11 protein-coding genes are annotated in these 20,980 nt (G+C 75.5%); all 11 read right to left on the bottom strand.

Features of this window, described 5'->3' with window-relative positions; all coding sequences use genetic code 11:
* Positions 1-24 precede the first annotated feature (24 nt).
* The 11 genes from IEV86_RS11810 to nuoL all read right to left on the bottom strand — a co-directional run bounded on the left by IEV86_RS11810 (position 25) and on the right by nuoL (position 20,979).
* Positions 25-2,478: a transglutaminase-like domain-containing protein gene (locus tag IEV86_RS11810; protein ID WP_188484676.1), complete on the bottom strand. Its 2,454-nt coding sequence runs from the start codon at positions 2,476-2,478 to the stop codon at positions 25-27.
* On the bottom strand, positions 2,475-3,635 hold the full coding sequence (locus IEV86_RS11805) for a DUF58 domain-containing protein (protein ID WP_229734620.1): 1,161 nt from the start codon (positions 3,633-3,635) through the stop codon (positions 2,475-2,477). Before IEV86_RS11805 ends, IEV86_RS11810 begins: the two co-directional genes overlap by 4 nt.
* Positions 3,632-4,600, bottom strand: a complete 969-nt coding sequence (locus tag IEV86_RS11800) for an AAA family ATPase (RefSeq protein ID WP_043608911.1) — start codon at positions 4,598-4,600, stop codon at positions 3,632-3,634. The genes IEV86_RS11805 and IEV86_RS11800 overlap by 4 nt, the downstream gene beginning before the upstream one ends.
* Positions 4,601-4,656: 56 nt before the next feature.
* A complete protein-coding gene (locus IEV86_RS11795) occupies positions 4,657-10,551 on the bottom strand; it encodes a fibronectin type III domain-containing protein (protein WP_152605734.1) in 5,895 nt (1,964 codons plus the stop codon).
* Positions 10,548-12,098, bottom strand: a complete 1,551-nt coding sequence (locus IEV86_RS11790; RefSeq protein WP_043608904.1) for a serine/threonine-protein kinase — start codon at positions 12,096-12,098, stop codon at positions 10,548-10,550. The genes IEV86_RS11795 and IEV86_RS11790 overlap by 4 nt, the downstream gene beginning before the upstream one ends.
* Positions 12,095-13,441 carry an FHA domain-containing protein gene (locus IEV86_RS18125; protein WP_188484675.1) on the bottom strand — a complete coding sequence of 449 codons (1,347 nt, stop codon included), beginning with the start codon at positions 13,439-13,441 and terminating at the stop codon, positions 12,095-12,097. Before IEV86_RS18125 ends, IEV86_RS11790 begins: the two co-directional genes overlap by 4 nt.
* Positions 13,438-14,469: a PP2C family protein-serine/threonine phosphatase gene (locus tag IEV86_RS11780; RefSeq protein ID WP_081978626.1), complete on the bottom strand. Its 1,032-nt coding sequence runs from the start codon at positions 14,467-14,469 to the stop codon at positions 13,438-13,440. The genes IEV86_RS18125 and IEV86_RS11780 overlap by 4 nt, the downstream gene beginning before the upstream one ends.
* Before the next feature lie 284 nt (positions 14,470-14,753).
* Complete coding sequence (locus IEV86_RS11775; protein WP_043604791.1) at positions 14,754-15,755, bottom strand: polyprenyl synthetase family protein; 1,002 nt, start codon at positions 15,753-15,755, stop codon at positions 14,754-14,756.
* Complete coding sequence (gene nuoN, locus IEV86_RS11770) at positions 15,752-17,326, bottom strand: NADH-quinone oxidoreductase subunit NuoN (RefSeq protein WP_043604794.1); 1,575 nt, start codon at positions 17,324-17,326, stop codon at positions 15,752-15,754. The genes IEV86_RS11775 and nuoN overlap by 4 nt, the downstream gene beginning before the upstream one ends.
* Positions 17,323-18,966, bottom strand: coding sequence for an NADH-quinone oxidoreductase subunit M (locus IEV86_RS11765; protein ID WP_043604796.1), 1,644 nt, complete (start codon positions 18,964-18,966; stop codon positions 17,323-17,325). The genes nuoN and IEV86_RS11765 overlap by 4 nt, the downstream gene beginning before the upstream one ends.
* A gap of 15 nt (positions 18,967-18,981) precedes the next feature.
* Positions 18,982-20,979: an NADH-quinone oxidoreductase subunit L gene (nuoL, locus tag IEV86_RS11760; protein ID WP_081978621.1), complete on the bottom strand. Its 1,998-nt coding sequence runs from the start codon at positions 20,977-20,979 to the stop codon at positions 18,982-18,984.
* Position 20,980: the final 1 nt, after the last annotated feature.

Below are 20,980 nucleotides of genomic sequence, written 5' to 3'. Positions count from 1 at the left end.
GACCGGTCAGCCCGGGGTGCGTGGTCAGCCGCGAGCGCCCCGCGGGTCCCGGCGTCGGCGGCGCGCCTGGCGACCCCGCTCGCGCCCGCGCGCCGCGAGCCGTCGTGCACGGCGCCGCTCGCGCAGCGACGCCGTCGACCAACGTGCGCGGACCCGCTGCCGCCACGGCACCGCGCCCCGCATCGCGCGGACCGTCTCGTCCACCTGGGCCCAGTAGGCCTCGACGTCCGCGTCCGACGGGTCGCCCGGGCCGAAGACCATCGCGTCGGCGCGCGACGCGAGGCGCGCGACCCGGCCGCCCAGGGCACCCCGCCGCTCAGCGGCCGGGGCACCCCGCCGCGCACCCGCGAACGCGCCCGCGAGGTGCACCGCCGCCTCGCGCCGCGTGGCCGACGCGGGGACGGCACGGCGCAGGTCGCGCGCGTGGTCGAGCATCTCCTCCCATCCGCCGACCACGCGGTCGACGGTCGCACCGGCGCGCCGGCGACGACGACGGCGGGTGCGCTTGGCGAGCGCGACGAGCACGAACGGGGCGAGGAGCAGCGCGACGGGGACCGAGACGGCGGCCGCGACCAGCAGAGCGCGTCGCAGGCCGTCCTCCTCGCGCGCGTCGTCGTCGGTCTCCTCGGTTCGCGGCTGCTCGGTGTCGTCGTCGGGCGGACGCACCGGGTCCACGGGCGGCGGCGGCGGCTGGACCACCTGCGGCTGGGGCCGCGACTCGTCCTGGGGGACGTCGTCGCTCGGGGTCTTCGACTCGTCCGGGGTCGGGTGGAACGGCACCCACCCGTGCCCCACGAACGCGATCTCGACCCACGCCTCGACGTCGTCGCCCGTGATCGCAACGGAACCGTCGGCGGCGTCCTCGTCGTCGGGCACGAAGCCCATGACGACGCGCGACGGGAGGCCCATCTCGCGTGCCATGAGCGCCATCGCCGACGCGTACTGCTCGCCGTCGCCGACCATGAGGTCGCCCGTGAGGAGCGTCGTGAGGCGCGCGGCGCCGTGCCCCGACAACGACGGCGCCTCGCCCTCGAGGCCGTGGCTGAACCAGCCGCGCTCCGCGAGGCCCTGCTCGAGGGAGCGCGCGACGAGCACGGGCGTCGCGGCGGTGCCCGCGAGGTCGCCCGCGTAGACCGGGACGGCGTCGGGGACCCGCTCGGCCGCGGGCAGGCGGACGTCGGCGACCGGTGCGTCCCCGATCTCCTCGTCGTCCGGGACCTCGGGCACGACGACCTCGGCCGTCCACCGCGCCCCGGGCACGACCCCGGACGTCAGGACCGCGCTGCCGGTCGCGTCGTTGTAGCGCAGGTCGGCGGCGAGCTCGCCCGCGAGCCCACCGGAGAAGTCGAAGCGGCGCGCGTACCCGACGGTCGGCAGCCACACCGAGGGCAGCCGCTCGACCTCGAAGGCGACCTCGACGGTCCGGCCCGCGGGCACCGACGTGATCGTGTCGCCCACGCGTCGGTACGAGCCCGAGCCGTCGGCGGCCTCGGCGCCGGCCACGTCCCACACCACGCCGTCGAACGCGTCCATGGTCGCGAGCCGCACGGGGGTTCCCGGCGGCAGGCCCGTGACCGTGAGCAGCTCGTCGTCGCCCCAGTCCTTGACGAAGCGCCGGAACGACGCGAGCGGGCTCGGCTGGTCCCGCGGGTCGAACGGCGGGACGAGCTCGTCGCGCAGCACGAGACGTGGCCGCTGCTCGCCGAGCCACGCGCCGCCCGCGGCACCGCCCCCGACGAGCGCGGCGACGACGAGCAGCAGCGCGACCGGGCGGCGCGGCGCGAGCGTCCCGACCCGCCACGACGCCCAGCCGAGCAGGAGCAGCGCGAGGACGACGCCCGCCGCGACGGGGGCGACGGTCTCCTGCGTCGCGAGCACGACCGACACGCCCAGGACGACGACGGGCACGAGCGCCGACCACGCCGCGCGCGGCCCGTGCGGCCCCCCACGACGCGAGCGCGCCGCCCCGGAGACCGCGACGGCCGACCCCACGAGCGCGAGCAGCAGGGGTGCGACGAGGAGGTTGCCGGTCGTGCCGAGGGTCGGGTCGAGCGTGAGCACCTGCTTCCACACCGTGACCGCGCCCGTGAGCAGCAGCACGACCGAGTCACCCGACGGCAGGCGCCCGCCCGACGCGGTGGGGACCGCGAGCGTGGGGCCCACGAGCAGGTAGCCCAGGAGCACCAGGGCCGTCGTGACGGCCGCACCCCACGCGCGCGCGGCGGCGACGAGCGCGACGAGCGTCCCGACGACGAGCCCGCCCGCGACGGGCGGCACGACAGCCGCGACGCCGTACACGGGGACGAGCGGGAGCATCGCGAGGCACAGGGCGCCGTCCAGCACGACGACGTCCACGAGGCGCGCACCGCGACGCCGTCGGCGGACGTCCGCCGCGGTGGGCGAGTCACCCGTCGGGCCGGCGACGTCGACGCCGTCCGCGGCGGTGGACCGCGCACCGGTGCTCGTCGCGGCGCTCATCCGGCCACCACGCGACGCAGCACACGAGGGAGGTCGGCGAGCCGACCGACGGTCGCGACCGACAGCATGCCGTGCGTCGCGACCTCGACCGGGCGGTCCGTGCGGCACCGCAGGACGAGCGTCCGGACGCCCGCGGGCACGTGCGCGGCGCTCGCGCGCAGCGCGGCGGCGTCGGGCACGGAGCCGGTCACGAGCACCGCGACCGACGCGTCGGGCACCTCGCGGGCGACCCACCGCGCGAGGTCCACGCCGCGACGACCCTCCGTCCGGGCCTCGAGGCCGGCGACGTCGTCGAGCAGCCGGGACGGCGTCGAGGTGTGCAGCCGACGCTCGTCCGCGAGCACCGTGAGGTCGCGCTCGTCGCGCAGCGCCTGCACGCCGATCGAGGCCGCGGCGGCCACGGCGAGCTCGAGCTCGTCGTCGTCCGCGTGGTCGTCCGCGGCCGTGGACAGGGCGACGACGGTGTGCGTGCGGCGCGTGTCCTCGAACTGCCGGACCATGAGGCGGCCCGTGCGTGCCGTCGACCGCCAGTGGATGTGGCGCCGGTCGTCACCCGCGACGTAGTCCCGCAGCGCGTGGAAGCTCAGGTCCGCGTCGGAGACGACGCGCGTCGCCTGGCCCTCGAGGTCGCGCAGGACACCGGCCGCCGCGCCGGTCAGCGGCACGAGCTCGGGGTGGACGTACAGCTCGACGGGGTCGGTCCAGCGCACGCGGCGGCTCACGAGGCCCAGCGGGTCGCCGCGCACCGACAGCACGGGCCCCACCGGGACGACCGCGCGGCGCGTCGTCGGCACGGCGAAGAGCTCCTCGTGGACGGCGTCGGGGCCGAGCGACGGCAGCGGGAACGTCGCCGTCACGCTCCCGACGGGCAGCTCGAGCCGCGCGGGCAGCATCCGGCGGCGCGACGTGTTCCGCACCTCGAGGCGCCCGACGGCACGCTGGCCGACGGTCACGCGCCGGTCGGACAGGTCGAGGTCCACGGCGTACGCGGACCGACCGGCGGTGAGCAGCACCGCCGTCGCGAGCACCGCGAGCAGCGCCGCACCGGGCACGCTCGCCTCGAGCCAGCCCCACCACCACCCCGCCGCGGCCAGAACCACCGCGGTGACGAGCGCGCCCCAGCCGAGGTGCGACACGCGCAGACGGCGGCGCCTCACGCGTCGGGCACCCGCGCGGCCGGCGGGCGGGTCGCGGCGAGGATCCGCCCGAGCACCTGACGCTGCGTGACGCCCGCGAACTCCGCCTCGGTGTCGAGGATCATGCGGTGCGCGAGCACGGGCTCGGCGAGCAGCTTCACGTCGTCGGGGATGACGTACACGCGACCCTGCGACGCGGCCCAGACCTTCGCGCAGCGCACGAGCGCGAGCGCACCGCGCACGCTCACGCCGAGCGCCGTCTGCGGGTCCTCGCGCGTCGCCTGCGCGAGGCGCGCGACGTAGTCGAGGACCGACTCGTCGGTGTGCACCGTCGCCGCGAGGTCGGCCATCTCCGCGACGGCGCGCGTCGTGACCCGCGCGCCGAGGTGGAGCGTCCGGTCGCGCTCGGCCGACGCGGAGAGGATCTCGATGGTCGAGTCGTGGTCCGGGTACCCGATCGACGTCTTGATGAGGAACCGGTCGAGCTGGGCCTCCGGCAGGCGGTACGTCCCGGCCTGCTCGATCGGGTTCATCGTGGCGATGACCATGAACGGTCGCCCGACCGGTCGCGACACGCGGTCCACCGTGACGCGCGACTCCTCCATGACCTCGAGCAGCGCCGACTGCGTCTTGGGCGACGCGCGGTTGATCTCGTCCGCGAGCACGACCGACGCGAAGACGGGCCCCTCGTGGAACTCGAAGACGCCGGCCTTCTGGTCGTAGATCGTGACGCCCGTGACGTCCGACGGCAGCAGGTCGGGCGTGAACTGGATGCGCGAGTGCGAGCCCTGGACGGTCGCCGCGAGCGCCTTGGCGAGCGAGGTCTTGCCGGTGCCCGGGGCGTCCTCGAGGAGCAGGTGCCCCTCGGCGAGCATCGCGGTCAGCGCGAGCCGGACGACGTGCTCCTTGCCGAGGACCGCGCGGCCCACGTTGCCCACGAGCACGTCGAAGGTCTCGGCGAACCAGGTGCTCTGCTCGGGCGTCATGCTGCGTGTCTCCTCGGTGGTGGCGTGCGCGGGGTGCGCCGTCGGGGCGGGGCGGCTCATGGCTGGGCCGGGGGCTCGGCGGGCGGCGGGTCCGCGGGCGGCTCGGGGTCCGGCTCGGGGTCCGGCTCGGGCTCGGGCTCGGGCGGCGGTGCCGCGACGACGACGACGCGCTCGGCGGGCTCGCCCTCGCCGCGGGCGTTGACCGCCCACACGCGGATGCGGAGCTGCTCGCCCGCGCGCGCGTCGACCGTGAGGCTCGTCGTCGTGGTGGTGCCGTCGAGCTCCGTGCCGGCGTCGCCGCGCACCTCGTAGCGGTAGCCGGTCACGGGGCTCCCGCCCGAGCCGCCCGGGGTCCACGTCACGAAGGCACGCAGCGGCGTCGTCGTGTCGGGCGTGCCGATCAGCACGGCCTGCGGCACCGTCGTGGGCGTCACCTGCACCGAGGTCGCCGGGCCCCACGCGCCCCGCGCGTTCCGGGCCGCGACCTCGACCGTGTACGGCGCTCCCCCGGTCAGCCCGTCGAGCCGCAGGGACGTCTGCGAGCCGGGCAGCTCGCGCACCGTCCCGCCGAGCTGCACGCGGTAGGCGTCGACCCCCTGGCGGCCGTCGAGCCCGGAGTCCGCGGGCGGCTGCCACGACACGTCGACCGCACCACCGTTCCACGGCGTCCCCGGCGCGGCGACGTCGGCCGCCGCGAGGGAGGTCACGGTGCCGGGCGCCGACCAGATCTCGCCGGACGTCGTCGCGGCGGGCGACCAGCCGACCGTGTTGCGGGCCTCGACGCCGATCGCGTACGTGCGACCGCGCTCGGCGTCGAACGCGAAGGAGAGGACGTCGCCGCCGACCTCCGCGACGGCCTGGCCGTCGACCGTCACGCGGTAGCCGGAGACGGCCTCGCCGCCGTCGTCGCCGGGCGGCGACCAGGTCACGGCGATCCGACGCTCACCGAGCTCGCCGCTGCTCGCGGCGAGCTGCTGCGGCGCGTCGGGAGCGCGGGCGGGCACGACCGCGGCCGACGACGTGCTCCAGTCCCCGGGCTCGGGGGCGTCGTTGACGGCCCGGACGCGCACCGTGTACGCGCGCCCGTTCTGCAGACCGGTGACGACGTGGCTCGTCGAGGTGACGCCGATCGTCGACGGCCCGGACGCGGGCGCGGGGCTCACCTCGAGCTCGTAGCGCGTGATGGGCGTGCCCGTGTTGGTCGGGGCGGACCAGCTGACGAGCAGCCGCGCGTCGCCGCGCTCGACCCGGGGTGCGGACGGTGCGCCCGGTCGCGCGTCGGGCCGTGCGGGCGCCGACGTCGGGCTCTCGTCGGACAGGTCGACCTCGTTGCGCGCCGCGACCGTGAACCGGTACTCGGTCCCGTTGGTGAGCCCGTCGATCGTGCACGTCGTCGACGCGCAGTCACGCGTCGTACCGCCGGGCTGGACGGTCACGCGGTAGCCGGTGATCGGCGCCCCGTTCGCGAGCGGCGCGTCCCACGCGAGGACCACGGTCCCGTCGCGCACCTCGGTGACGCGCGGCGCGCGGGGCGCCTCGGGCCGGCCGCGGACCGTGACGGTGATGCGACCCTCGACCTCGCGCGCGGCGTCGCGCGTCGCGTCGCGCACCGAGTAGCGCACGACGAGCGTGCCGACGTAGCCCTCGGGCGGGCGGACCGTCACGGTCGACCCCGCGACCGACACGTCGCCACCGCCCGCGGTCTCGACGACCGCACCGACGACCTCGAGCGGGCTCGGGTCGAACGGGTTGTAGGCGCCGCGCAGCACGTCCACGCTCGAGGGCCGACCGCCCACGGCGTCGGGGACGACGTGCCCCTGGACCCGCGCGAGGGGGCGCTGGCTCGCGACCACGCGGAAGTCGACCTGGGCGACGACGGGCGTCCTGCCGCCGTACCCGATCTCGACGGTCACCCCGCCGACCGTGCCGCGCGCGACCGTCGCGTCGGCGGCGACGCTGAGCCGCGTGCCGGAGAGCGCGACGCGGAAGCCCGCGGGCGCGGGCGAGGCGAGCCGGTACTCGTACCGGGTGGTCCCGTCGGCGGTCTCCACCGGGGCGGACGTGAACACCGAGAGGTCGACGACGGCGGGCGCCTCGCCGGGGGCCACGTCGAGCACCGAGGGCGTGAAGCGGGGTGGCGTCGCCTCGGCGGCGAGCACCGTGATCGGCAGCGTGAGCACGCGCGTGCGTGCCGTCGTGTCGCCCGGGTCCCCGTCGGTGACCTCGACGGACACCGACGCCGGGCCCGCGTACGAGCGGGGTGCCCGGAAGACGATGAACCCCTCGGCGACGGTCGGGGCGCCGTCGGACCGCGTCGCGGTGAGCTTGGTGAGATCGCCGACGCGCGCGGTGCGGCCCGGTGCGACCTGCACCTGCTCGTCGAGCGAGATGCGCAGCTCCTCGCCCGCGATGACGCGCAGGGTCGGCGCACCCGGACGGCGCACGGGCGGGAAGTCGCCCAGCGCCGGCACGGTGATGAAGGCGTACGACCGCAGGCCCTCGACCGCGGTGTTGCTCACGACGTACGGCAGCGTCTGGGCGCTCGGGCCGAGCGTCACGACGACCGTGCCGCGCTCGGTCACGGTCGCCACGTCCGCGGCCGACGGGTGCACGCCCACCCTCAGGTCGCTGAGCGGCCCGCTCGGGTTCTGCGCGACGGCCAGCACGTCGACCTCGACGGACGTGCTGTTGAGCGTCTCGGTCGCGGGGACGACGACGTCCTGCAGCACGGGCGCGAGGATCTCGGCCTCGGGGTCGACGACGACGCTCAGCACGCTCGAGTCGGAGCCGCCGCGCGTGTTGCGGGCCGTGTAGCCGACCGTCACGACGCCGGGCTCGTCGGGTGCGCGCACGACGACGCGCCTCCCGGACCGCGAGGCCTCGGTGCCCTCGGAGACGACGAGCTCGGGGTCGAGCTCGAGCTCGCCGCCGCCGTTGTCGACGTCGTTCGCGAGCACGCGCACCTCGACCTGGCGCCCCGGGCGCACCGTCACCTCGTCGGGCCGTGCGACGACCTCGTTGACCTCGCTGAGCCGCGGCGCGACGCCGACGCGGACGGTCGCGACCGCGCGCTGGCCGACCCAGTCCTCGACCGCGTACGTGAACGTGTCGGTGCCCGCGGCGTCGGGCAGGGCGGTGTACTCGAGCCAGTCGGCGCCGACGTCCGTGACGTCGCCCTGCAGCGGCGCGCGGTCCTGGCCGAGCAGGTACACGCCGTCGCCGTCGGCGTCGATGCCCGTGAGCGGGACCGGGATGCGCACGGTCCCGCCCGCGAGCACGCGCGCCGTGAGGTTGCGGGGGCGCGGGGGCGCCTTGGTCGCCGCGTCGGACGCGTGGACGTCCACGGTCAGGGAGGCCGCGGTCCGGTTGCGCGACGCGTCCTCGACCTCGAACGTCGCGTGGACCTGCCGCGGCTGGTCCGGTGCGCGGTAGCGCAGCACGTCGCCCGACACGAAGAGCAGGCCGTCGGCGGGGTCGAGCGGCTCCGGGAGGGTCGGCAGGAGCCGGAGCTCCTCGCCGTCCGGGTCGTACGCGTTCTCGAGCACGGCCACGGTCACGACGCCGCCCGCGCGCACGGTGACCCGCTGGTCGGGTACGACCGGGGGCTGGGGCGTGACCGAGGCGGGCACCGGCTGGACGATGACCTGCCCGCGGGCCGACGCCGTGCCGTTCGAGACGGTGTACGACAGCACGACCGGGCCGGTCAGGGTCCGCTCGGACGTGATCCGCAGCAGCTGGTGCTGGAGCACCGCGACCCGCAGCCCGCTGTCCGGCGGCGTGTCGACGGCCTGGAGCACCAGCACGCCGCCGCCCGGGTCCGTGTCGTTGCCCAGCGGGGCGATCGTCACCTCGCCGCCGGGGGGCAGGAGCGCGCGGTCGAGCACCGCGACGGGCGGCGGCGCGGACTCGGGCCGCTCGAGCACGTCGATCCGGGCGAGCCCCTCGGCCTGCTGGGGCGCCGCGGTGACGACGAACGGCACGTAGTAGGTGCCCGCGCGCGGGGCCGTGAACGTGAAGGTGCCCGCGGCCAGGTCGCTCACGACCTCCGTGCCGGAGACCTCCGTCACGCCCGCGAGGCGGACGGGCTCGCGGCCCGCGGACCGCACCGACCGCAGGGGCCGCACGACGACGGGCTCGCCGACGTACGTCGTCGCCTGCACCGGGTCGACCACGGGCGGCACCGACCCGGCGGGCCGGACGTCGACCGAGACGGTGCCCTCCACGGTCTCGGCGCCGTCCGACACGAGCACCGTGACCGGGAACCGGCCGAGCCCGGTGCCGTCCGACGTGAAGGTCAGCCGACCGTCCTGGCGCGTGCTGACCGTCCCGCCGCCCGAGGCGACCGCCCCGGTCAGGACGAGCTCGTCGCCGTCGGGGTCGCGGAAGTCGGGCAGGACGTCGTAGGAGGCCGACGCGCCCTGCTCGACCGTGAGCGCCCCGCCGCGCTCCTGCACGGGTGCGTCGTTGACGCCGTCGGGGCGGACCGTCACGCGCACCGACGCCGTGGACGGCGCCGACGAGCCGCGCCCGTCGGACACCGTGTACGTCAGCTCGACGGTCCCCGACGCCTCGGGTCGCGTCTCGAGCTGGAGCGCGCGGCCGCCCTGGACCGCCTGGAGCGTGCCGAACTGCTCGGGCACCGGGTCGTGCTCGGAGATGGTGAGGATGCCGCAGTCGGACGCCGCGTCGTTGTCGATGACGGAGAGGATCGCCGTCCGACCCGCGCGGACGCCGAACTCGTCGTCGGCCGCGCGCGGCGGCGCCGAGTCCTCGGTGCACCGCGCCTGGAGGGTCCGGTCGGACTCGCGCTCGGTCGAGTCCTGCTCGTCGGAGCGCGACTCCTGCTGCGGGCGCACGTCCTGCCAGCTCGGCTCGTGCAGGTCAGGCCCCTCGGCGGGCAGCCACACGCGCCCCAGCCGCGTGTCGTTGAGGACGACGACGTCGCGGTTGACGCGGAAGACGAGCTCGTCGGCGGTCGTCATGCCGGTGAGGTCGGTGAACGACGAGCCGGCCCCCTCGCAGACGCGCACGCTGCTCGCGACGGCGGACGCCCACGCGCCGTACGCGCACGTGCCCACGCGGACCGGCGCCGCGGGACGCCCCGTCGAGCCGGTCGGGTGCTCGCGGACCGACCCGCCGTCGACCGGCACCTCGAGCAGCGCCGACGGCGTCGCCACGAGCGCGACGCCCGACGCGGGTCCCGACTGCTGGAGCACGAGGTCGTCGCCGTACGCGCCGAGGTCCACGTCGGCCTCCTGCGTGAGGAGCGTCGTCCCGACGAGCGCGACGACCTCCTCGCCGACCGCGGCCGCCTGCTCGAGGGGCCCGCCGGGTGGCTCGACGAGCGCGTCGTCCTCCTCGACCGCGACCCCGCCGTCGGTCGGGACCGCCCGCGACACCGCGCCGTCCGCGCCGACGGCGAGCACCGTGCCGCCCGGCGAGACAACCGCCCGCCCGCCGGCACCGAGCTCGAGGTCCGGCTCGTCCGAGTCGACCGAGAGCGTCCCGAGGTCCGTCGTCGTCGTGACCCACGCGGAGCCCGACGCGTCGACGACGGCGACGGTCCCGGCGGCCATCGCGACCACGGAGCCCGACGGCGTCGCGGCGCGCGCCGCGAGCGTGACCGACGCGGTGTCGACGACCGACGCCGACGCGCCCTCGACGAGCAGGACGTCGTCGCCGTCCTGGAGCACGTCGAAGTCCGCGGACTCGGGCACGAGCCCGGCGTTGAGCTCGTCGACCGCGGGGTTGTACCGCCCGAGGGTCCGCTGCGACTCGTTCGTGAGCCACACCGCGCCGTCGTGCAGGTCCACCTGCGACACGGGGGTCCCCGGGTGCAGCACCGCGAGCGTCGCGAGGACCGCCGGGACCGTCACCGCACCCACGCCGCGGGCACGCCGGAGGCGGCGCTCCCTCGCGGGGGCGCCGAGGGTCACGGGGCGGCGGCTCACGGCTCGGCGCACCCCACGGCGGGCGCGGTCGACATGCGGCCGTCCGCGCGCACGATCGAGACCTCGATGCACACGTCGTCGTCGGGCGCGCCGACGGGCACCGTCACGGTCGGCTCGTCGACGACGTCGAGGTCGGTCGACGTGCCGGGCAGCACCACGCCCCACAGGTAGCGGTCCCCGTCGGCCGGGTCGGGGTTCGCCCAGCTGAACACCGCGGTGCCGTCCGCCGAGAGCGTGCCCGCGAGCTCCGTCGGGCTGGGGACGGCGCGCACGGCGGGCTGACGCGCCGCGGGGGCCTCGCTCGTCGGGGTCGGCCGGACGGCGGTCGGGTCGTCGTCGGAGAAGGCGAGCACGGCACCGGTCGCGACCGCGGCGACGACGACGAGGCCCGCGACCGAGCCCGCCACGACGCGACCCCACGACCTGCGGCCGCCCGCCTCGGGCGCTGTCGGGAGCGCTGCGGCGTCGCGCTGCCACGCCTCGGGGACGTCGTCCTCGTGCGCGTCCGCGGGGTCGGCGGGCTCGGTGCCCGCGGCGACGCGCAGCGCCTCCTGCTCCTGCGCCGCCGTCGGCGACACGGCTGCCGAGACGGACCGGACGGGACGCAGGCGCGTGGCCTGGGCGGCCTCGCCGTCGGCAGCAGGACGCGTGTCCTCGTCGGGCAGCTCGACGCGCTCCTCGGCGAGGTCGAGCGCCGTGAGCGGCAGCATGAGCTCGGCCTCGACCTGCTGGAGCGCACGGGCGAACGCGAGCGCGCTCGGGTGCCGACGGGCCGGGTCCTTGTCCATCGCGCGCTCGAGCACCGCGTGCAGCGACGCCGGCACGTCCGCGCGGCCCGTCGGGGCCAGTGGCGAGCGCTCGATGCGCGCGATCAGGTCAGCGGAGGAGTTCCCACCGCCCGGGACCTCGAACGGCGACCGGCGTGCGAGCAGCGAGTACACGGTGGCCGCGAGCGAGTACACGTCGGAGCGCTCGTCCCCGTGCGGCGTCTCGCCGAGCAGCTCGGGCGGCGCCCACGGGATCGACATCCCGACCGCGGAGCCCGTGCTCCAGCCCGTCGTCGCCGCGATGCCGAAGTCGGTCAGCGCGGGCCAGCCGAAGTCGGTGATGAGGACGTTCGCCGGCTTGATGTCGCGGTGCAGGACGCCCGCGCGGTGCGCCGTCTCGACCGCCGACGCGAGCCGCACACCCATCCGGAGGACCTCCGCGACGGCCATGCGCTCGTTGCGGTACCGCTCACCCAGCCCCGGGCGCGAGCAGTGCTCCATGACCAGGTACGGGCGCCCGTCGGCGGCGACGTCCGCGTGGTGGATCGTCACGATCGACGGGTGGTGCGACAGGCGCGCCATGAGGTCGGCCTCGAGCCGGAACCGCTCGCGCACCGCGTCGCTCAGGGACCCCGCGAGCAGCACCTTGACCGCGACGGAGCGCCGCGGCATGTGCTGCTCGTAGAGGAAGACGTCGGCGAACCCGCCCATGCCGAGCAGCCCGACGTGGCTGTACCCGGGGATCGTGGGCGGGGTCGACGCCTCGCGGCGAGAGCTCATCCGTGCTCCACGGTGAAGGTCACGCCCTCACCCAGGTCGACGACGACGCCCGGCTCGACGACGGTCGGCTCGGCGGGGTGGAGCCGCTGGGGGCCGTGGCCCTGACGCAGGAGGAGCACGCCGTTGGTCGACCGCAGGTCCGTGACGAGGACGTGCTCACCCTCCTGGCGGACCTCGGCGTGCGTGCGGGAGATGTCCTGGTTGGGGCTCGCGACCGTCACGAGCCGCGGCAGCCGGCTGTTGGTGACGCGCGAGACCTGCGGCGCGCGGCCCAGCAGGACGGGCCGGTTGAGCGCGATGACGAGACCCGACGACAGGTGGATCTTCGCGACCGGCGGCGCCTGCGGGGCGGGGACGGCGAACGGGCCGGGGACGGCGTCGCCCGCCCACTCGGGCAGCTGCCGACGCAGCGCGACGACGTCGGACGACAGCACGGTGAGGCCGTCGTGGTCGGCCCCCGCGGCGGCTGCGTCGGAGTCGTCGTCGGAGGCCGGTGCAGCGGGGGCGGCGGTGACCGTGGGGCGTGCGGCCGCTGCGGTCACGGCGGTGGTCGCCGGCGCGTCGGCCGGGGTCGGGCCCGGCTCCGCGGGCGCCTCCGCGGGCGGGGGGCCCGCCGGGCTCGGCGGTGCGGCGGGGGCGGTCGGGGTGGGCTGCCCGGTGGGCTCGGCGGGCGCGACGGGCGCGGCGGCCGGGCTGGGCCGGACGGTGGGAACGGTCGGCGCGGCAGGGGCGGCCGCCGGGGCGACCTGCTCGACGGCGGCGGGCTCCGCGACGGGAACGCCCGCGGGCGGGGTCGCGGCGCGCTGGTCGCGGCGACGGACGGGAGCCGGCTCCGCGCCGTCCGGGCCGTCGGCCGACGCGTCCGCGGCGGCCGCGGACCCGTCGCGAGCCGCCTCGCCGTCGCGGTCGAGGACGACGCCGACGACCGACGCGCGCACGACCGCGGAGAGCACGGGGAGGCCGTCGTCCGCTGCGCCGGCCACGGCGTCCGCGGCGCGCACCGTGACGGCCGTCGCACCGGCGACAGCCGCCTCGCTCCACGTCGTGACGTCGGCGCCCGACAGCACGCGCGGGCCCTCGGCGGTCGAGACCTCGACGACCACGGGACCACGGACCACCGTCTGGACGCGCCCGTCGCCGAGGCGCACGAGCGCGAACGGCGGCAGGGCGGCGAGGCCGTCGCTCACCAGGACCTGGAGGTGCTCCCCCAGGCCGACGTCCTCGCGCAGCGACGCCCACAGGCGTGCGACGAGGTCGGCCGACGCGGACGGCGGCAGCAGGCCGACGGTCCCGTCGGTGACGGCGGCGAACCACTCGCCCGGGACGTAACGGGGAACGATCACGGGGAGACCTCCGGCGGGCGACGACGGGTCGGTCGAGGCACGGTCGCGCCGTCGAGGACCTCGTCCCAGGTGTCGCGGTCCGCGGGCACCTGGGGGTGGACGGGGGCGTCACCGCGGGGTGCGGCGACGGGGGCGACGCCCGGGGCGGGCGTCAGGACGGGGGGTGACGAGGGCGGGGCGGGTGCTGCCACCACGGCCGCCGGCGGTGCCGGGACGGGCGACGCGGTGGCGGGTGGCGCGGTGGCGGGTGGCGCGAGCTCGTCGGCGTCAGGGTGCCCGGGCGGCCGCGTCGTCCGGTCGCGGTCGCTCTGACCGCGCACCGCGGCGACGTCGACGACGACCACGGTCACGTTGTCCCGGCCGCCCGCCTCGAGCGCGGCGTCGACGAGCCGCTGCGCGGCCTCCTGCGGGTCGACGACGTCGTGCAGCAGCCGGCCGATCACCGCGTCGGGCACCTCCGACGTGAGCCCGTCCGAGCAGACGAGCACGCGGTCCGCGGGTGCGGCGGGGATGAGCCAGTAGTCCGGCTCCGGGTCGGGGCCGGTCCCGACGGCGCGCGTGATGACGTGCCGGTCGGGGTGCGCGGCCGCCGCGCTCGCGTCGATCTGCCCCGCGTCGAGCAGCTCCTGGACGACCGAGTGGTCGACGCTGATCTGCTCGAGGACGCCGTCCGCGAGCCGGTAGACCCGCGAGTCGCCGATGTTGAAGACGAGCCAGTAGGAGCCGCCGTCGTCGGGGACGATCGCGACGCCCGCGACCGTCGTCCCGGCCGTCCGTCCTCGCGCGACGGTCGCGCGCAACCGGTCGGCAACGCGGTGGAAGCAGGCGTGGATCTCGTCCGCGGTCGCCGTCGTGCGGCCGGCGAGCTGCGAGAACTCCTCGACGGCGAGGCGGCTCGCGACGTCCCCGGCGTCGTGGCCGCCCATGCCGTCGGCGACGAGGAAGACGGGTGGGTAGGCGAGGAGCGCGTCCTCGTTGAGCGCGCGCACGCGACCGCGGTCGGTCGCGGAACCCCACGACGTGCGCACGCGCGCCCCCTTCCCGGCCGCCCACGCGGCCGCCCCTGTCTCATCGGCCGGTGGGACCGCGAGCATGAGCCCTGAGTGTCACCCGTTCGGCTCTGTCCGCGTCACCCGCTCGCCGCAGCCTCCGTCACACGGACGGACCAACGGGTCCGGCGCCGCTCCACGGCTGGTCCCGGACCGGCCGGGGCGGTCACGACCCGCGTCACGGGACGCCGCCCGACGTCCCCGGCGCGGCCCCGGCGCGGCCCAGGAGGGAAACGCCGACGCGCTGCGACCACGGACGGACGTCAGGCCGCGCGGTCGACGAGCGCCTCGGCGAGCTGCACGAGCGCGTCCTTGACCCGGCCGGCGGGGAGCGGGGCGAGCACGTCGACCGCCTCGCGGGCCCACGTCTGCGCGCGGAGCCGCGTCTCGTCGAGGACGGGGTGCGCGCGCACGCCGGCGACGGCTTCGGCGAGCGCCTCGTCGGACGACAGGTCGGAGTCGAGCAGGTCGAGCAGCTCCCGGTCGGCGGCGGTCCCGCCGGCCGCGACGCGACCGCGCAGGAGCAGCGCCGGCATCGTCGGCACCTTCTCGCGCAGGTCCGTGCCGGGGGTCTTGCCGGTGCGCGCGCCGTCGCTGCTGACGTCGATGACGTCGTCGGCGAGCTGGAACGCGACGCCCACCTTCTCGCCGTACGTCACGAGGGTCTGCACGACGTCGGCGGGGCAGCCCGCGAACATCGCGCCGAACCGTCCCGACGTCGCGATGAGCGACGCGGTCTTGTCGGCGAGCACCTCGATGTAGTGCGCGACCGGGTCGACGCCCTCGGCCGGGCCCACCGTCTCGTGGAGCTGGCCGAGGCACAGCCGCTCGAACGTCGCGGCCTGGATGCGGACCGCCTCGGGGCCGAGGCCCGCGACGATCCCCGACGCGCGTGCGAAGAGCAGGTCGCCCGTGAGGATCGCGACCTGGTTCCCCCAGACCTCGTGCGCGGACGGCGCACCCCGGCGCAGGGGGGCCGAGTCCATGACGTCGTCGTGGTAGAGCGTCGCGAGGTGGGTGAGCTCGACGACGACGGCAGCGTCGAGCACCTCGGGTCGCTGCCCCTCCCCCAGCTGCGCGGCGAGCAGCGTGAGCAGTGGGCGCAGCCGCTTGCCGCCCGCGTCGATGAGGTGCCGCGACGTCGTGTCGGCGAGGACGTCGGTCTGCGTCACGGCGTCCCGCAGCCGCTCCTCGACGAGCGCGAGCCGACCCGAGAGCAGCTCGGAGAGCTCCGGGTCGGCCAGCGGCAGGGACGTCGAGGTCACGGGAGGTAGACCGCCGCGTCGGAGAGGAAGCCGAGCACGGGCGACGGCAGGACACCCAGCAGGATCGTGCCGACCACGCCGAGCCCGATCGCGACGTGCGTGAGCCCGTCGGTGCGGACGACCGTCGTGGACGAGCCGGGGGTACCGGCCGGGTCGGTGAAGAACATGAGCACGATCAGCCGGACGTAGAAGAACACCGCCGCGGCGGAGGCGACGACGCCGACGACCGCGAGCCAGGCGAGGTCGCCCTCGACCGCGGCCGAGAAGACCGCGAACTTGCCCGTGAACCCACCCGTGAGCGGGATCCCCGCGAACGACAGCAGGAACAGCGCGAAGGCGCCCGCGAGGACCGGGTGGCGCTGGCCGAGCCCCGACCACTGCGAGACGTGCGTGGCCTCCGCGACGACGGCACCACCGCGCGCGTCGACCTCCCGCACGAGCGACACGATCGCGAAGGCGCCGACGGTCGCGAGGCCGTAGGCCAGCAGGTAGAAGAGCACCGAGGAGATGCCGCTCGACGTCATCGCCACGACGCCGACGAGCACGAAGCCCGCGTGCGCGATCGAGGAGTAGGCGAGCATCCGCTTGACGTCGGTCTGCACGATCGCGACGACCGTGCCGACCAGCATCGTCACGACGGCGACGCCCCAGAGCGCGGGCATGAGGTCCCACTCGAGCGCGGGCAGCACGACGTAGACGAGTCGCAGGATCGCGCCGAACGCGGCGATCTTCGTGACGGCCGCCATGAAGCCCGTGATGGGCGTCGGTGCACCCTGGTAGACGTCGGGCGTCCAGGAGTGGAACGGAACCGCACCCACCTTGAACAGCAGGCCGACGAGGATGAGGACCGAGCCCGCGACCAGCAGCGGGTCCAGGTCGCTCGGCACGCTCACGGCCCTCGCGATGTCCGCGTAGCGCACCGACCCGGCGAAGCCGTAGACGAGCGCCGCGCCGAAGAGCAGGAACGCGGACGCGAAGGCGCCGAGCAGGAAGTACTTCATCGACGCCTCCTGCGACAGCAGGCGACGGCGTCGCGCGGTCCCGGTCAGGAGGTACAGCGGGAGCGACAGGACCTCGAGCGCGATGAACAGCGTGAGGAGGTTCCCGGCCGCCGGGAAGATCATCATGCCGCCGAGCGCGAACAGCGCGAGCGGGAAGACCTCGGTCGTCGTGAGGCCCTTGCGGCGCGCGAGCTCCTCGTAGTCCGACCCGGGCACCGCCGCGGCCGACGGCGCGAAGGCGTCCTCGTGGGAGTCGGTGCGGTCGGCGACGACGAGCAGCCCGACGAGCCCGACGAGCGCGATGACGCCCTGGAGCACGAGCGTGGGGCCGTCGACCAGGACCGAGCCGCCGAGCACCTCCACGCCGCCGTCGGCGCGGACGTCGCGCCACAGCAGCGCGACGGCGACGAGCGCACCGGCGAGCGAGACGACGGTGAGCCCGATGTGGACGGGCCGGCGCGCGGCGCGCGGCGCGAACGCGTCGACGAGGACGCCCACGACGCCCGCGCCGAGGACGAGGATGATCGGGGCGAGCGCCGCCCACTGGACCTCGGGGGCGACGAAGCTCACTGGTCGCTCCCGTCGTGGTCGCCGGTCTCGGCCGGGCTGACGGTGCTCACGGTGGGCTGGCTGTCCTGCACGCCGACATCCTCCAGGGACTGGCCGGCCGGCTCACGGAAGAGGTCGAGCGCCGGGGCCGGGTAGAAGCCGAGCACGAGCATGGCCGCGAGCAGCGGGCCGACGACCCACTTCTCGCGCGTCGACAGGTCGCGGGTCGCGACCAGCTCGGGACGGGTGGGGCCGGTGAAGACGCGCTGGTACGTGAGGAGCACGTACAGCGCTGCGAGCACGACGCCCGTGGTCGCCACGATCGCCGCCGCGGGGTGCCGCGTGAACGTGCCGACCAGGACGAGGAACTCGCTGACGAACGTCGAGAGCCCCGGCAGCGAGAGCGCGGAGAGGCCGGCCACGAGGAAGGTGCCCGCGAGCACCGGGACGACCTTCTGCAGGCCGCCGAAGTCCGCGATCCGCTGCGAGCCGCGCCGCGCGACGAGGAAGCCGGCCAGCAGGAACAGCGCACCCGTGGAGAGGCCGTGGTTGACCATGTAGAACGACGCGCCCTGGATGCTGACCGAGCTGAACGCGAAGATCCCCAGCACGATGAAGCCGAAGTGGCTGACCGACGTGTACGCGATGAGGCGCATGAGGTCGGCCTGGCCGATCGCGAGCAGCGCGCCGTACAGCACCGAGACGACCGCGAGCACGATGATCACGGGCGCGGCCCACCGCGACGCCTCGGGGAACAGCGGGAGGCAGAGCGTCAGCATGCCGAACGTGCCGACCTTGTCGAGGACGCCGACGAGCAGCGCGGACGTGCCGGCCGGGGCCTGCTCGGCCGCGTCGGGCAGCCACGTGTGGACGGGCCACATCGGCGCCTTGATCGCGAAGGCGAGGAAGAACGACAGGAAGATGAGCCGCTCGGTCCACGTCGACATCTCCGCGCCGACGAGCGTGTCGACGAGGAAGCCCTGCTCGCCCCCGGGGCCCTGCAGGTACAGCGCGATGACGCCGACGAGCATGACGAGCCCGCCCGCGAGCGAGAACAGCAGGAACTTGACCGCGGCGTACCGCCGCTGGAGCCCGCCGAACATGCCGATCATGAAGTAGACCGGGATGAGCATCGCCTCGAACAGCACGTAGAACAGGAACACGTCGCGCGCGGCGAAGATCGCGACCATGAACGCCTCGAGCAGCAGCACGAGCGCGACGTAGGTGCGGATCCGCGTGCCGTCGACCACGGGAGCCGTCGTCGCCGAGGTGACCGTCGCGGCCTCGGCCGTCGCGGTGCCCGGACCCGGCCGCCCGGCCGCGTCGTCCGGGTGCTCGCGCCAGGCTGCGAGCAGCACGAGCGGGACGAGCACGACCGACAGGAGCACGAGCGAGAGGCCCACGCCGTCGACGGCGAGCGCCCAGCTCACGCCGAACGCGGGGATCCACGGCACGAGGTCGGCGAGCTGGTGCGTCGCCGCGGCGCCGGTGTCGAACTGCAGGAGCGCGCCGACGCCGAGCGCCAGGACGAGGAGCGACACGGCGAGGCCGACGTGCCGTGCGTGGCGGCGGACGCCCGCGGGCAGGGCCCACACGGCGAGCGCGCCGACCACCGGCAGCACGACCATCGCCGTGAGCCAGGGGAAGGTGGAATCCGTCATGTGTGTCTCTTCCCCTCAGAGCTGGAACGCCAGGACGACGGCGGCCAGGACGACGACACCGAGCACCATGGTCGCGGCGTAGGAGCGCACGAAGCCGTTCTGGAGCCGGCGGACCAGCTCGCCGGAGCCGGCGACCGTGCGGGCCAGACCCGTCGCGGCGCCGTCGACGACCTGACGGTCCCCGAAGACGAGCGAGCGCGTGAGGTACTGGCCGGGGCGCATGAGCAGCGCCTCGTTGACGTCGTCCTGGTACAGGTCGCGACGTGCGGCACGCGTGAGCACGGAGCCCCGCGGGGCGACGACGGCGACGGGTGCCGCGCCGTACTGCCGCCACGCGAGGAACGCGCCGGCCGCCACGAGGACGAGGGTCAGCGCCATGATCAGCCAGATCGGCAGGACCGGCTCGTGGTGCTCGACGTGGCCGGTCACCGGCTCGAGCCACCCCGCGAACGCGTCACCGATCGTGAGCAGGCCGCCGAGCGCGACCGACCCGACGGCGAGCACGATCATCGGCCACGTCATGAGCGCGGGCGACTCGTGCGGGTGCCGCACGGGCGCGTCGGCGTCGACGTCCGAGCGCCCGTGGCCGTCCGACCAGCGGCGACGGCCGTGGAACGTCATGAAGAACAGGCGCGACATGTAGAACGCCGTGATCCCGGCACCCACGAGCGCGACCAGGCCGAAGACCCACGGCTGCCAGCCGTGGCCGTCGTTGGTCGCGAACGCCGACTCGATGATCTTGTCCTTGGACCAGAAGCCCGAGAACGGCGGGACTCCGAGGATCGCGAGCCACCCGAGCCCGAAGGTGATCCAGGTGACCTTCATCAGGCCCGAGAGGGCGCCGTAGCGGCGCATGTTCACGTCGTCGTCCATGCCGTGCATGACGGAGCCCGCACCGAGGAACATGCCGGCCTTGAAGAAGCCGTGCGTGAGCAGGTGGAAGATCGCGAACGCGTAGCCGATGGGACCGAGGCCCGCCGCGAGCATCATGTAGCCGATCTGCGACATCGTCGACGCGGCGAGCGCCTTCTTGATGTCGTCCTTCGCCGTACCGATGATCGCGCCGAAGAGCAGCGTGAACGCCCCGACGATCGCGACGACGAGCAGCGCGGTCGGCGCACCGGCGTAGACCGGGCCCGAGCGCACCACCAGGTAGACGCCCGCGGTGACCATGGTCGCGGCGTGGATGAGCGCCGAGACGGGCGTCGGGCCCGCCATCGCGTCGCCGAGCCACGACTGGAGCGGGAACTGGGCGCTCTTGCCGGTCGCGGCGAGCAGCAGCATGAGCCCGGTCGCCGTGAGCAGGCCCTCGCTCGCCGCGGGCGAGCCCGCGAAGACCGTCTCGAAGTCGGTCGCGCCGAAGGTCGCGAACATGAGCCCGATGGCGATGATCATGCCGACGTCACCGACGCGGTTCGCGACGAACGCCTTCTTCGCGGCGACGGAGTTCGGCATCTCGTGGTTCCAGAACCCGATGAGCAGGTACGACGCGAGGCCGACGCCCTCCCAGCCGACGAACAGCAGCAGATAGCTGTCCGCGAGCACGAGGAGGAGCATCGCGGCGACGAAGAGGTTGAGGTACGCGAAGAAGCGCCGACGGTCGCGGTCGTGCTCCATGTACGCCACGGAGTAGACGTGGATCAGCGTGCCGACGAACGTCACGAGCAGCACGAAGGTCATCGACAGCGGGTCCACGCGCATCCCGGCGTCGAGCGTGAACTCGCCCGCGGGGATCCACGAGAACAGGTGCAGGTCGCGCACGCGCTCCTCGTCCGGCTGGCCGAGCATCGTGAGCAGGATCGACGCGCCGACGACGAACGACGCCGCCGACGCGAGCACGCCGAGCCAGTGGCCCCAGCGGTCGGTGCGGCGTCCCGCGAGCAGGAGCACCGCCGCGCTGACGAGCGGGATGGCGACGAGCAGCCACGCCGACGAGTACACGCCGTCCGCGGCCTGCGCGGTCACGTGCTCCTCGGTCGCGGCGAGCACGGGCAGGACAGCAGGGAGGGTCATC

It is taken from the genome of Cellulomonas carbonis (assembly GCF_014636275.1).
Taxonomy (GTDB): domain Bacteria; phylum Actinomycetota; class Actinomycetes; order Actinomycetales; family Cellulomonadaceae; genus Actinotalea; species Actinotalea carbonis.
The sequence above is the reverse complement of the archived record's forward strand: the minus strand, read 5'-3'. Positions and strand labels throughout refer to the sequence as shown.

Excerpts from the sequence above, each read along its gene's own strand:
- IEV86_RS11765 (WP_043604796.1), bottom strand. The coding sequence starts at position 18,966 with ATGACGGATTCCACCTTCCCCTGGCTCACGGCGATGGTCGTGCTGCCG.
- IEV86_RS11790 (WP_043608904.1), bottom strand. The coding sequence starts at position 12,098 with ATGAGCTCTCGCCGCGAGGCGTCGACCCCGCCCACGATCCCCGGGTAC.
- nuoL (WP_081978621.1), bottom strand. The coding sequence starts at position 20,979 with ATGACCCTCCCTGCTGTCCTGCCCGTGCTCGCCGCGACCGAGGAGCAC.
- IEV86_RS11800 (WP_043608911.1), bottom strand. The coding sequence starts at position 4,600 with ATGACGCCCGAGCAGAGCACCTGGTTCGCCGAGACCTTCGACGTGCTC.
- IEV86_RS11810 (WP_188484676.1), bottom strand. The coding sequence starts at position 2,478 with ATGAGCGCCGCGACGAGCACCGGTGCGCGGTCCACCGCCGCGGACGGC.